We start from the raw sequence: 12,498 nt of genomic DNA on the forward strand, positions 1-12,498 counted from the left end.
CGGGTACTCAGGAGGCGGACTTCTCGTCGCGGGTGAGCACGGCCCCGTCGTCCCCGCGGGCCGCCGCGACCCACTCGGTGACGCGCCGGGCGACGTCCTGGTCGGTGAGCCCCGCCGCCGCGAGCAGCGCCGCGCGGCTGTCGTGGACGAGGAACTCCTGCGCGAGCGCGATGCGCCGCACCGGCACGTCCACCTCCGCCTCGGAGAGCGCGTCGGCGAGGGCCGACCCGAAGCCGCCGTGCCGGCCGCCGTCCTCGACGGTGACGACGAGGCGGTGCGACGCGGCGAGGTCGAGCAGCGCGGGCGGCACCGGCTGGAGCCAGCGCGGGTCCACGACGGTGACGCCGATGCCCTGCGCGGTGAGCCGGTCGGCCGCCTCCACGCCGAGCTGGCCGAACGCGCCGACGCACACCAGCAGGACGTCGGGGACCTGCGGCGGCTCGTCGTCGTCCCGCTCGAGCCGCTCGATCGCGGTCGGGCGCGGGGCGGCGCGCGAGAGACGACCGGGCTCGGCGAGCACGTCGACGGCCCCCGGCCCGGAGGCGGGACCCAGCCGGCGCAGAGCGGGGACCTCGCCGGGCACCGCGCCCTTCGACCAGCGCAGGGCGGTGGGTCCGTCGTCGACGGCGACAGCCTCGCGCAGCTCCTCGCGGAGGGTCACCGCGTCGCGTGGGGAGGCCACCCGCAGGCCCGGCACGATCCCCATCACCGAGAGGTCCCACATGCCGTTGTGCGAGGCGCCGTCGTCGCCGGTGACCCCGGCCCGGTCGAGGACGACCGTGACCGGCTCCCGGTGCAGGGCGACGTCCATGAGCAGCTGGTCGAACGCACGGTTGAGGAAGGTCGAGTAGATCGCGACGACCGGGTGCAGGCCACCGTGCGCGAGCCCCGCGGCCGAGGTGAGGGCGTGCTGCTCGGCGATCCCGACGTCGAAGAGCCGCTCGGGGTAGACCTCGCCGAACGCCGCCAGGCCGGTCGGGCCGGGCATGGCCGCGGTGATGGCGACGACGTCGGAGCGCTCGCGGCCGAGCTCCAGCATCGTGTCGGTGAACTCCGCGGTCCAGCTGCGGGGCTTGGGTCCCACCGGCAGCCCGGTCTCGGGGTCGATGACGCCGACGGCGTGCATCTGCTCGGCGAGGTCCTGCTCGGCGGACGCGAAGCCGCGGCCCTTGCCGGTGACCGCGTGCACGATCACCGGGCCGCCGAAGGCCCGCGCGGCGCGCAGCGCCGTCTCGAGCGCCTCGGTGTCGTGCCCGTCGACGGGCCCGAAGTACTTCAGCCCGAGGTCGGAGAACAGTGCCTGCGGGGTGAAGGCGTCCTTCACCCCGGCCTTGGCCGCGTGCATCGCCGAATAGAGGGTGTTCCCGACGACGGGGATCTTCTGCAGCGCCTTGCGGCCCTGCTCGAGGACGTCCTCGTAGCGGGGGGCGAGCCGCAGCGTGGAGAGGCGCTCGGAGAGCCCCCCGATGGTCGGCGCGTAGGACCGCCCGTTGTCGTTGACCACGACGACGACGGGGCGGTCCGACCCGGCGATGTTGTTGAGCGCCTCCCAGCACATCCCGCCGGTCAGCGCGCCGTCGCCGACCACGGCGACGACGGAGCGGTCCCGGCCGAGCAGCTGGTCGGCCTTCGCGAGCCCGTCGGCCCAGGAGAGCGCGGTGGAGGCGTGCGAGTTCTCCACCAGGTCGTGCTCGGACTCCGCCCGGCTCGGGTAGCCCGAGAGGCCCCCGCCCTGGCGGAGGCCGCCGAACTCCCCGGCGCGGCCGGTCACGATCTTGTGGACGTAGCTCTGGTGTCCGGTGTCGAACAGCAGCGCGTCCCGCGGGGAGTCGAAGACCCGGTGCAGCGCGAGGGTGAGCTCGACGACCCCGAGGTTGGGGCCGAGGTGGCCACCCGTCCGGCACACCGCGTCGATCAGGAAGCCCCGGATCTCCGCCGCGAGAGCGTCGACCTCGCCGGCGTCCAGGGACCGCAGGTCGGCCGGGGTCCGTACGCGCTGGAGCAGACTCACATCAGGCAGTCTACGGAGCCCGCGACGGCTCGCAGGGCCGTTCAGGTGGTGCGGGGGCGCCGCGCGACGTAGACCACGGCCGGCGGTGCGTTCAACCACACGGTGCGGCTGACCACGACCTCCTCGAAGGTCGCCTCGAGGTTGCGCTGCACCTGCTTGGCGGTCGGGAAGAACCGGATCCAGGCGTGCGCGAGCTGCGTCACGGCCCCACCGGGCGCCGCCATGCGGGCCAGCAGCGGGAAGATCGACCGGTCCTTCGGTGCGGTCGCGAGCCACGGCAGGCCCGAGACGGACAGGTCCGCGCGCACCCCCTCGGCCAGCAGCTTCTCCACCGCGGTGTGGGCGTCGGTGCACATCACCTCGACCTCGGGGTGGCGCTTCGCCAGCACCTCCGCCATGTCCTCGTCCATCTCGACGGCGATGTGCCGGCCACGGCCCTGCAGCCGCTTCTGGATCTCGTCGGTGACCGAGCCGGTGCCGGCCCCGAGGTCCAGCACCACGGGGTCGCCGGTGGCCGGCAGCGGGGCGATCGCCTGGCGGCACAGCGGCGGGAAGCTCGGGAACAGCGCGGCGACGTGCAACGGGTCACGCAGGAAGGCGGTCGAGAAGTGCCTGATCTCGGTCACGGGGCCTCTTCAGCAGGGGACACGGTGGGAGCCAGAGTGTGGCCCGCCGCCACGACGGCCGCGAGCAGGGCGCGTGCGACCTCGCCCACCATCGCGTCGTCGGGCGAGAAGCCGGGGTGGTGCAGGCCGGGGGCGCTGCCGGGCTCGGCGTCGGGGTCGGCCGTGCCCACGAACAGCATCGTCGAGGGGATGTCCGCCGCCGAGTAGTGCGAGAAGTCGTCCGCCCCGCAGGAGCGGAACCCGGTGTCGAGGCGCAGGCCGGTCGGGGCCGCGCGCTCCTCGCCGCGCCGGCCGCCCAGCGTCGCGGCGATGGCCGCGGTCAGGCGCCCGTGGTTCACGACGGCGGGCTCGTTCGGCACCACGGCCACCTCGCCCGTGCAGCCGTGGGCGGCCGCGGTGTGCTCCACGACCTGCGTGACGGCCGCGAGGATCGCGTCCCGGTCGGCGTCGAGGGCGCGCACGGTGCCGCGCGCGGTGGCCGCGCCGGGCACGACGTTCGGGGCGGACCCAGCGGTGATCTGCCCGATCGTCACCACGCCCGCCTCGAGCGGGTTCACCCGCCGGGCCACGATCTGCTGCAGGGCGACGACGACCGCGGCGACGGCGAGGACCGGGTCCCGGGTGCGGTGCGGGTATCCGCCGTGCCCCGCGCGCCCGGTGACCGTGATCTCGATCTCGTCGGCCGAGGCGTTCACCGGACCGGGCCGGGCGGACACGACCCCGCGCGGCAGCTCGGGCTGGACGTGCACGCCGAGCATCGCGGCGGGCGCGTGCGCGCGGAACGCGGGCTCGACCACGACGTCGGCGGCCCCGCTCGGCGCCGCCTCCTCCCGCGGCTGGAACACCGCGAGCAGCGGGGCGGCGAGCAGATCGGGACCGGCCGCCTCGACCGCCCGCACGACGGCGACGAGGGCGGCGGTGTGCACGTCGTGGCCGCACACGTGCGCGGCGCCGTCGCGGCGCGAGGCGAACTCCAGCCCGGTGTCCTCCCGGACGGGCAGGGCGTCGAGCTCGCCCCGCACGGCGACGGCGGGGCCCGTCCCCCCGAGCCGCAGCATGCCGCCGGTCCCGGCGACGGGTTCGAGGTCGTGGCCCAGCGCGGCCGCCACCGCGTCGCGCGAGTCGGCCTCGTCACCGGAGACCCGCGGCTCGCGGTGCAGCGCGTGGCGCAGCGCGACCGCGCCCGGGAGCTCCGTCTCGAGGGCCTCGACCAGGGCGGCCGGGACCGGCACCGGGCGCGCAGCCCGCACCGGCCCGGCGTCGGGAACCTGCAGATCCCCGGAGATCGGCACCTCCACCGTCACGCGGGCATCCGCGGGTAGACCCGGAGGGCGTTGTCGCGAGCGATCATGGTGGCCACCCGTTCGGCGTCGGCGGGAGAGATCTCGTCGGTCGAGCACGCGTGCTCGAGCAGCCCGCCCAGGGCCGCCCGGAAGCGCAGCGCGGCGAGCAGGTGCAGCTCCGGCAGCCCGTAGGCGTCCGAGGCGTAGAGCACCTTGCCGAAGGGTGCCAGCTCCAGCACCTCGGCGATCACCTCGGGGGCCCGGGACCCGACGTAGGGCACGGCGAGGCTCACGTCGGCGTGGACGCAGGAGAACACCTGGGCCATCCACGCGGCCTGGCGGTGGTACGGGTAGGTGTGCAGCAGCATCAGCGGCACCCCGAGCGGTTCGACGAGGCGGGCGAGGCCCACGAGCAGGGCGGGGTCGGCGCGGTGCAGGTCCTCGTCGGGGTCGCCGAACCCGCTGTGCAGCTGCAGCGGCAGGCCGGTGTCGAGCCCGGCCCAGAGGCCGTGGCGCAGCAGCACCGGGTCGCGCAGCGGCTCGCGGTCGCGGGCGCGCCGGGGCAGCCACGCGGACGCGGCGGCCGCCACCTCCGCGGGCTCGGGGCGGTGCGGGTCGACGTCGAGACCCGCCCGGTAGGCCAGCACGGTCTTGCAGGCGACCGGGAGCGGACGGCGGGCGGCGTCGGTGCGGCGCGCGACCTCGTCGGCGACCGCCGTCCCGAAGCCGCCGGCGTCCACCCCGGCGTCCGCGACCTCCTCGGCCACCGCCTCGAGCCGCACCACCTCGCCGACCGGCGCCCCCGCCACCGCGGACAGCGCGTCGAGATCGAGCAGGCCGCCCGCGTCGAACCCGTGGTCGACGAGCAGGGCCCCGGAGCCGGCGGCGCGCAGCATCGCCCGGGACACGGCCTCGGCCCCGAGCTCCGCCCGCCGCGCGACGTAGTCGGCCGCCGGGGCGTGCGGGGGCAGGCCGAGCACCGGCGAGCACCAGCGGCGCACCGAGAAACCGAGCCGCGAGTCGAACGCCGAGAGCCCCGGCGCCGGCCCGGTCCCCTCGGTGAGCAGGGCCTCGAACGCCGGCCGGTCGAGATCGCCGGCCACCACCGAGTGGCAGTGGTGGTCGACCAGCGGGACGCCGTCGAGGAAGCTGACCGGCCCCGCCGGCACCAGCCCGAGCGAGACCAGGCTGCCTCCGTCGGCGCACACGGGTCAGGTCCGATTCGACGGGTCGAGCTCCGCTGCGCTCCGTCTCCGTACGAGGGTCGCCACGCACTCCACGTGGTGGGTCATCGGGAAGGCGTCGAACACCCGCAGGCGCTCGAGGGTGTAGCCGGCCTCCGCCAGCGCGGCGACGTCGCGGGCCAGGGCGGCCGGGTCGCACGCGACGTGCACGATCCGGCGGGCGCCGACGGCCCCGATCCGGCCGGCGAGCTCGCGGCCCAGGCCCTTGCGGGGCGGGTCGGCCACGATGACGTCGGGCGGGGTGGTGCGAGCCAGGGAGTCCAGCACCTTCTCCACGCGCCCGCGGACGACGCGGGCCGCCGGGAGGTCGGCGAGGTTCTCCCCCGCCGCGGCGGTCGCGTCCGGGTCGGACTCGACGATCGAGACGTCGCCCGCCCGGTCGGCGAGCGCCGCGGCGATCAGCCCGGCGCCGCCGTAGAGGTCCCAGACGACGTCGTCGGCGCCGAGCTCGCCGACGCCCTCGACCGCGGCCGAGACGACCGCGTCCGCGGCGCCGGGGTGGACCTGCCAGAACGCGGGCGCGGGCAGCGCCCAGTCCCGGCCGGCGGCGTGCTCGTGGGCCGTCCCCGACCCGATCTCGAGCCGCCGCGTCCCCTCGAGGAGCTCGGTCGCGTGCGTCTCACCGGCCGCGTCGGCGACGATCTCGATCTCCGCCGTGGGCGTCCACGTCCGCGCGACGACGGGGTCGAGGGCGCCGCGGACCGCGATCGGGCAGTCGCCGACCGGCAGCACCTCGTGGCTGCGGTGCGCCCGCAGGCCGGGGCGGCCGTCGTCGGTCACCGCCATGCGCATCCGGGTCCGCCAGCCGAGCGGGCCGCCGGGCAGGGCCTCGCAGACCACGTCGCGCTCGATCCCGGCGAGGCGGGAGAGCTGCTCGGCGACCACCGCCGCCTTGAGGTCGCGCTGGGTGTCGTGGTCGGCGTGCTGCCAGTCGCAGCCGCCGCACCCGCCGGGTCCGGCCCACGGGCAGGCCGGGGTGACCCGGCCCGGGGCCGCGTCGAGCACCGTCACCGCGTCGGCCCGGCAGAACGACCCGCCGTGGTCCTCGGTGACGACCGCGTGCACCCGCTCCCCGGGCAGCGCGTGCCGGACGAACACGACCCGTCCCTCGTGACGGGCCACGCAGTGCCCGCCGTGGGCCACCGCCCCCACCTCGAGGTCGAGCATCCGGTCGGTCCAGTCGGGCCGCTCCGGCGCACCCGTCGTCGGGATGGAGGCGCTCATCGGGCGTCCGCCCGCTCGGACCCGGTGGCCGGCTCCGACGTCGAGCCCGGCTTGACGCCGTTGGTGGGAGGGGCCCCGTACCCGCGGCGGGCGCTGCCCGGCGCGCCCTGCGGACGCGGGGTGGCGAGCCGACGGGACGACTCGAGCTGCCAGGGCACGGACACGACCATGACACCCTTCTGGAACAGCAGCCGTCCCTTGAGGCGCAGCGCACTCTGGTTGTGCAGCAGCTGCTCCCACCAGTGCCCGAGGACGTACTCGGGGATGAACACGGTGACCACGTCGCGTGGGTTGTCGGTCCGGATGCGCTTGACGTACTGCAGGATCGGCCGGGTGATCTCGCGGTAGGGCGACTCGAGGACCTTGAGCGGCACCGGCAGCTGCCGCCGCTCCCAGTCCGAGGTGACCCGGCGGGTGTCGGCGTCGTCGACGTTGACCGTGACGGCCTCGAGCACGTCGGGGCGGGTGGCCCGGGCGTAGGCGACCGCCCGCAGCGTCGGCCGGTGCACCGTGGAGACCAGCACGATCGCGTGGTTGCGGCTGGGCAGCACGGCGTCGATGACGTCGGGGGCGGCGATCTCCTCGGCGACCCGGTCGTAGTGCCGGCGGATGGAGAGCATCAGCAGGAAGGCGAGCCCGCCCGCGACGATCGCGATCCACGCGCCGACCAGGAATTTCGTGATGAGCACGACGACGAGCACGACCCCGGTCATGGCCGCGCCGAAGCCCGAGACCAGGCGGGAACGCCGCAGCCCGGAGCGGGCCTCGTCGTCGGTCTCGGTGCCCAGCAGCCGGTTCCAGTGCCGCACCATGCCGAGCTGGGAGAGCGTGAAGGAGACGAACACACCCACGGTGTAGAGCGGGATGAGGGCCGTGACCTCGGCGGAGAACCCGACGACCAGCACGATCGCGAAGAACGCGAGGAACAGGATGCCGTTGGAGAAGGCGAGCCGGTCGCCACGGGTGTGCAGCTGCCGCGGCAGGTAGCGGTCCTGCGCGAGGATCGAGCCGAGCACCGGGAAGCCGTTGAACGCCGTGTTCGCGGCCAGCACGAGGATCAGGGCGGTGAAGATCGTGACCGCCCAGAAGCCGGGCGGGAACCCGGAGAAGATGGTCTCCGCGAGCTGCGCGATCAGCGTCTCCTGCTTGTAGCCGGGAGGGGCGCCGACGAGCTGGGTGGCCGGGTCCTCGGCCATCTTCACGCCGGTGGCGCGCGCGAGGGCGAGCATCCCCGCGAACATCACGACCGCGATGAGCCCCAGCATGGCCAGGGTGGTCGCCGCGTTGCGCGACTTCGGCTTGCGGAAGGCCGGCACGCCGTTGGAGATCGCCTCGACGCCGGTCAGCGCCGCGCAGCCCTGGGTGAACGAGCGCAGCACGATGAACATCAGGGCGAGGCTGGAGAGCTGGTGGTCGGCCTCGCTGCGGACGTCGAGCCCCGCGCTGGGGGCCACCATGTCCTGGCCCAGCAGCAGCCGGACGACGCCGACGACGATCATCCCGCCCAGGCAGACGATGAAGCAGTAGACCGGGATCGCGAACGCCGCCCCGGACTCCCGCAGGCCGCGCAGGTTGACCGCCGTCAGCACGACGATCGCGAGGACGCTGAAGAGCACCTTGTGCTCGCCGACGAACGGGATGAGGGCGCCGAGGTTGTCCGCGGCCGAGGACACCGAGACCGCGACGGTCAGCGTGTAGTCGACCAGCAGGGCGGACGCGACGGTGAGGCCCGCGTGCCGCCCGAGGTTCGTCGTCGCGATCTCGTAGTCGCCGCCGCCCGAGGGGTAGGCGTGGACGTTCTGGCGGTAGCTGACCACCACCGTCGTCAGGACGACGATGACCGCGAAACCGATCCACGGGGAGAAGACGTAGGCCCCGAGCCCGGCCAGCGAGAGGGTGATCAGCACCTCCTGCGGCGCGTAGGCCACGGAGGAGAGGGCGTCGGACGCGAACACCGGCAGCGCGATGCGTTTGCGCAGCAGCGTGTCCGAGAGCTCGTCGCTGCGGAACGGCAGTCCGAGCACGAGGCGTTTCGCCGCGGTAGCGAGCCTGGGCACCCACAGAGCGTAGGCCGAGCGGGTGGCGCGGTGGGATCGGGCGGTGCACCGGATACCGTGCGCGCGTCAGGAGCGGGTACCGGGACCGGAGGTCGCGTGCACATCGTCGTCATGGGCTGCGGCCGCGTGGGGTCCGCGCTGGCCCTGTCGCTGGAGCGCCTCGGCCACGAGGTCTCCGTCGTCGACCGGGACCCGCAGGCCTTCCGCCGGCTCGGCAGCGACTTCCACGGCCAGGAGATCGTCGGCGTGGGCTTCGACCGCGAGGTGCTGACGGCGGCGGGCATCCACCGCGCGGAGGCGTTCGCCGCGGTCTCCTCCGGGGACAACTCCAACATCATCTCCGCGCGCGTCGCACGCGAGACCTTCGGCGTCGAGACCGTCGTCGCCCGCATCTACGACGCCAAGCGCGCCGCGGTCTACGAGCGGCTCGGCATCCCGACCGTGGCCACCGTCCCCTGGACCACCGACCGCTTCCTGCGGATGCTGCTGCCCGACGGCGTGGCCACCGCGTGGCGGGACCCGTCCGGCACGGTCGCGATCATGCAGCTGCCCTTCCACGAGGACTGGTCGGGGCGCCCGGTCACCGAGCTCGAGGAGGCGACCGGCAGCCGGGTCGCGTTCATCGTGCGCTTCGGCACCGGGGTGCTGACGAAGCCCGGCACCATCATCCAGGCCGACGACGTGGTGTACGCGGCGGCCGTCAGCGGCACGGTGGCCTCGGTCACCCAGGCGGCCCAGACGGCGCCTGCGGAGCGGGGGTAGTGGCCATGCGCGTGACCATCGCCGGGGCGGGCGCGGTGGGGAAGTCGATCGCCTCCGAGCTCATCGAGAACGGCCACGAGGTGATGCTCATCGAACGTGACCTCGCCGAGGTCGCGCCGGAGGCGGTGCCGCAGGCCGAGTGGGTGCACGCCGACGCCTGCGAGGTCGCCTCGCTCGAGGACGCCTCGGTGCAGAACTGCGACGTGGTGATCGCGGCGACCGGGGACGACAAGGTCAACCTCGTCGTCTCGCTGCTCGCGAAGACCGAGTTCGCCGTGCGCCGCGTGGTCGCCCGGGTGAACAACCCGCGCAACGAGTGGCTGTTCACCGAGTCCTGGGGCGTCGACGTCGCCGTGTCCACCCCGCGCATGCTCGCCGCGATGGTCGAGGAGGCGGTGTCGGTCGGCGACCTGGTCCGCCTGCTCACCCTGCGGCAGGGCAAGGCGAACCTCGTCGAGGTCACGCTGGCCGAGAACACCGCGTTGGCGGGACGGCCGGTGCGGGACGTGCCGCTGCCCGCGGACGCGGCGCTCGTCGCGATCCTGCGGGGCGGCCGCGTGATCGTCCCGCAGTCCGACGACCCGCTCGAGCCCGGCGACGAGATGATGTTCGTCGCCGGCGAGGGCGTCGAGGACGAGATCCACCGGGTGCTCACCTCGGGCGACCCGGGTGGGCGGGAGCTGATCTGAGGCGCCCTGGCCGTGGCAGCGAAGCGTCGTTGCTGTCGTCCGGTGGCAGGAAGGTCACATCGTCGATGGTCACGTTGCCGGGCGGCCGGAGCGTCGGGGCGCGGTCCCTGCGGGTGCCGCCCCCGGAGCCGCCGGCCTTCGGCCTCTACCTCGGGTCGGCCCGCGCGGCCCGTCGTCGGGACGCGGGCATGACCTGGCCGCGGCGCTGGCTCGTCTGGCCGGACTTCCGCACGCCGCGCCATCCCGACGAGGCGCGGGCCGCGATCGCGGCGCTGTACGAGCGGGCCGCCACCGAGGCCGTCGAGGTCGCCTGCGGCGGCGGGATCGGGCGGACGGGCACCGTCCTCGCGTGCGTCGCGACGCTGGACGGGCTGGGCCCGGACGAGGCCGTGGCCTGGGTCCGGGCGCACCACCACCGGCGTGCGGTGGAGACGCCGGGCCAGCGACGGTGGGTGCGGTGGTTCGCGGACGGGTTCGCCGACGGGTTCGCGGAACGGCCCCGGTAGCTGGCAGGGTGCGCGCCATGGACCCGCGGGAGCTGTACCGCCGCTGGATCGACGAGCTGTGGAACGGGTCGGTCGAGGTGGCCGGGGAGCTCGTGGCGCCGGACTTCGTCGGCCACTGGCCCGACCGCGACGTCCACGGCCCGGCCGAGCTCGCCGCGATCATCGACGAGACGCACGGGATGCTCGACGTGCTGACCTTCGTGGTCGAGGTCGGGCCGCTCGTCGACGGCGACCTGCTGGCGGGCCGCTGGCGCGGTCGCGGCGCGCAGGACGGCAACCCGGTCACGTTCGTCGGCAACGACCTGCTGCGGGTCGCCGACGGGCGCGTCGTCGAGTACTGGGTGGCGTCCCTGCCGCTGCCGTAGCCGGCCGGGGCCGAGGCGAGCGCATGATCGTTCGGCACGCCAGACTGCCCGCGTGCCCGAGCGACGCGTGAGAGGGAGCGCAGCGGAGCCCGATCGTCGACGCCGCTGGTCCCTGCACCCGCTCGGGCTGACGCTCGGGGTCGGGCTCGCGACGCTCGCCTGCACGCCGACGCTGATCCCGCGCACCGGGTTCTTCCAGGGCCTCGTCAGCGGCGTCATGCTCGCGGCGGGCTACCTGCTCGGCGTCGTGCTCGCCCGGCTCGGCCGCCGGCGGTGGTCCCGCCCCTCCCCCACGGCCCGTGCGGTCGGGTGGGTGCTGCTCGCGATGCTGCTCGTGCCCGTCGTCGTGCTGGCGCTGCGGTACGGCTACCGGGAGCAGGTCGCGCAGGCGGCGTTGCTCGGGGTCCGGCCGCCGACGGTCGCCGCCTGGCTGCTCGCGGTACCGGTCGCGGTGGCCGTGCTCGCGGTGCTGGTGGCGATCGTGCGGGGTGTCCGGGCGCTGCCCCGGTGGCCACGGCGGGTCGTGGTGGGGCTCGGCGTCGTGGTGCTCGCGCTGGCGCTGGTGTCGATCGCCGGCATCCCGGGTGTGAACCCGGCCCGCGCGGCGCTCGACCCGGCCTTCGCGGCCCAGGACGCGGGGGTGTTCGGCGGCGCCACGCAGCCCACCTCCCCGCTGCGCTCCGGGTCGCCCGCCTCGGCGCTGAGCTGGGAGTCGTTGGGGCGCGGCGGGCGCACGTTCGTCTCGTCCGGCCCTCCTGCGGCGGCGCTCGCGGCCGCCTCCGGGCGACCCGCCGTCGAGCCGATCCGGGTGTACGTCGGGCTCGGGAGCTCCTCCGACGCGGGTGAACGGGCCCGGCTCGCCGTCGACGAGCTGCGCCGGACCGGCGCGTTCGACCGGCCCGTGATCGCCGTCCTGACGACGACGGGCACCGGCTTCGTCGACGCCGAGGCCGTCGACGCCCTGGAGCTCGCCTGGGGCGGGGACACCGCCGTCGTCACCAGCCAGTACTCCCTCATGCCGAGCGCCCTGTCGCTGCTGCTCGACGGCGACCGGGTGGCCGCCGCGGGCACGACGATGTACGACGCCGTGCGGTCCGCGGTCGACACGCTCCCGCCCGGCCGGCCGCGGCCGCGGGTGGTCGTGTTCGGCGAGTCCCTGGGCGCGCTGGGCTCGCAGGCGGCGTTCGCCTCGGTCGACCAGGTCCGCGACGGCGCCCTGTGGAACGGCCCGCCGAACTCCTCGCCGCTGTGGCGCTCCCTCGTCGCGGGCCGGGACCCCGGCACCCGGGAGGTCCGACCCGTCGTCGGGAACGGGGAGCGGGTGCGGTTCGGCGGGGGCTCCGCCACCCCCGTCCTGACGACGAGCCCTCCCGCCCCCTGGCCCGCGCCGCGCACGGTCTACCTGCAGCACCCGAGCGACCCGGTGGTGTGGTGGTCCCCACGGCTGCTGTTCCAACGGCCGGACTGGCTCGCCGAACCGCACGGTGACGACGTGCTGCCGAGCGTGCGCTGGTACCCGCTCGTGACGTTCTGGCAGGTCACGATGGACATGATCCGCGCGCAGGAGGTGCCGTTCGGGCACGGCCACAACTACGGGCCGGAGTCCCTGGACGCGTGGATGGACGTCGTCCCGCCGCCGGGCTGGACCCCGGCCGACACCGCCCGCGTGCACGCCGTGCAGGAGGCGGGCGGGCTCCCGACGCCGGGGGCCTAGCCCTTCCGCCCGACCAG

Annotated in this window: 11 protein-coding genes; 5 read left to right on the top strand and 6 right to left on the bottom strand. The window is 75.2% G+C overall.

Features of this window, described 5'->3' with window-relative positions; genetic code table 11:
- Window positions 1-7: 7 nt before the first annotated feature.
- The 6 genes from dxs to BJ983_RS11490 are packed head-to-tail and all read right to left on the bottom strand — an operon-like array spanning window position 8 to window position 8,445.
- Window positions 8-2,011, bottom strand: a complete 2,004-nt coding sequence (gene dxs, locus BJ983_RS11465; protein ID WP_179793907.1) for a 1-deoxy-D-xylulose-5-phosphate synthase — start codon at window positions 2,009-2,011, stop codon at window positions 8-10.
- 41 nt (window positions 2,012-2,052) lie between these two features.
- Window positions 2,053-2,637, bottom strand: a complete 585-nt coding sequence (locus tag BJ983_RS11470) for a methyltransferase domain-containing protein (RefSeq protein WP_179793908.1) — start codon at window positions 2,635-2,637, stop codon at window positions 2,053-2,055.
- Window positions 2,634-3,941: a M20 metallopeptidase family protein gene (locus BJ983_RS11475; protein WP_343054034.1), complete on the bottom strand. Its 1,308-nt coding sequence runs from the start codon at window positions 3,939-3,941 to the stop codon at window positions 2,634-2,636. The genes BJ983_RS11470 and BJ983_RS11475 overlap by 4 nt, the downstream gene beginning before the upstream one ends.
- Complete coding sequence (locus tag BJ983_RS11480) at window positions 3,938-5,128, bottom strand: amidohydrolase family protein (protein WP_179793909.1); 1,191 nt, start codon at window positions 5,126-5,128, stop codon at window positions 3,938-3,940. The genes BJ983_RS11475 and BJ983_RS11480 overlap by 4 nt, the downstream gene beginning before the upstream one ends.
- A 3-nt stretch (window positions 5,129-5,131) precedes the next feature.
- Window positions 5,132-6,388 (bottom strand): class I SAM-dependent RNA methyltransferase, encoded by a 1,257-nt coding sequence (locus BJ983_RS11485; RefSeq protein ID WP_179793910.1) that lies wholly within the window; start codon window positions 6,386-6,388, stop codon window positions 5,132-5,134.
- Window positions 6,385-8,445: an amino acid permease gene (locus tag BJ983_RS11490; protein ID WP_179793911.1), complete on the bottom strand. Its 2,061-nt coding sequence runs from the start codon at window positions 8,443-8,445 to the stop codon at window positions 6,385-6,387. Before BJ983_RS11490 ends, BJ983_RS11485 begins: the two co-directional genes overlap by 4 nt.
- 96 nt (window positions 8,446-8,541) lie before the next feature.
- Here BJ983_RS11490 and BJ983_RS11495 point away from each other — a divergent pair, with 96 nt between their 5' ends.
- The 5 genes from BJ983_RS11495 (at window position 8,542) to BJ983_RS11515 (ending at window position 12,481) form a co-directional block, all read left to right on the top strand.
- Window positions 8,542-9,207 carry an NAD-binding protein gene (locus BJ983_RS11495; protein ID WP_179793912.1) on the top strand — a complete coding sequence of 222 codons (666 nt, stop codon included), beginning with the start codon at window positions 8,542-8,544 and terminating at the stop codon, window positions 9,205-9,207.
- A 5-nt stretch (window positions 9,208-9,212) separates the two neighbouring features.
- A complete protein-coding gene (locus tag BJ983_RS11500) occupies window positions 9,213-9,896 on the top strand; it encodes a potassium channel family protein (protein WP_179793913.1) in 684 nt (227 codons plus the stop codon).
- Between the two features lie 65 nt (window positions 9,897-9,961).
- Window positions 9,962-10,402, top strand: a complete 441-nt coding sequence (locus tag BJ983_RS11505; RefSeq protein WP_179793914.1) for a protein-tyrosine phosphatase family protein — start codon at window positions 9,962-9,964, stop codon at window positions 10,400-10,402.
- 17 nt (window positions 10,403-10,419) lie between these two features.
- Window positions 10,420-10,767, top strand: coding sequence for an ester cyclase (locus tag BJ983_RS11510; protein WP_179793915.1), 348 nt, complete (start codon window positions 10,420-10,422; stop codon window positions 10,765-10,767).
- 67 nt (window positions 10,768-10,834) lie between these two features.
- A complete protein-coding gene (locus BJ983_RS11515; RefSeq protein WP_179793916.1) occupies window positions 10,835-12,481 on the top strand; it encodes an alpha/beta-hydrolase family protein in 1,647 nt (548 codons plus the stop codon).
- Window positions 12,482-12,498 lie beyond the last annotated feature (17 nt).

Origin of the sequence: Actinomycetospora corticicola (assembly GCF_013409505.1) — a bacterium.
Classification (GTDB): domain Bacteria; phylum Actinomycetota; class Actinomycetes; order Mycobacteriales; family Pseudonocardiaceae; genus Actinomycetospora; species Actinomycetospora corticicola.

What these genes read in the sequence shown, in the direction of transcription:
- BJ983_RS11510 (WP_179793915.1), top strand. Translation starts at nt 10,420, where the DNA reads ATGGACCCGCGGGAGCTGTACCGCCGCTGGATCGACGAGCTGTGGAAC.
- BJ983_RS11485 (WP_179793910.1), bottom strand. Translation starts at nt 6,388, where the DNA reads ATGAGCGCCTCCATCCCGACGACGGGTGCGCCGGAGCGGCCCGACTGG.
- BJ983_RS11500 (WP_179793913.1), top strand. Translation starts at nt 9,213, where the DNA reads ATGCGCGTGACCATCGCCGGGGCGGGCGCGGTGGGGAAGTCGATCGCC.
- BJ983_RS11505 (WP_179793914.1), top strand. Translation starts at nt 9,962, where the DNA reads ATGGTCACGTTGCCGGGCGGCCGGAGCGTCGGGGCGCGGTCCCTGCGG.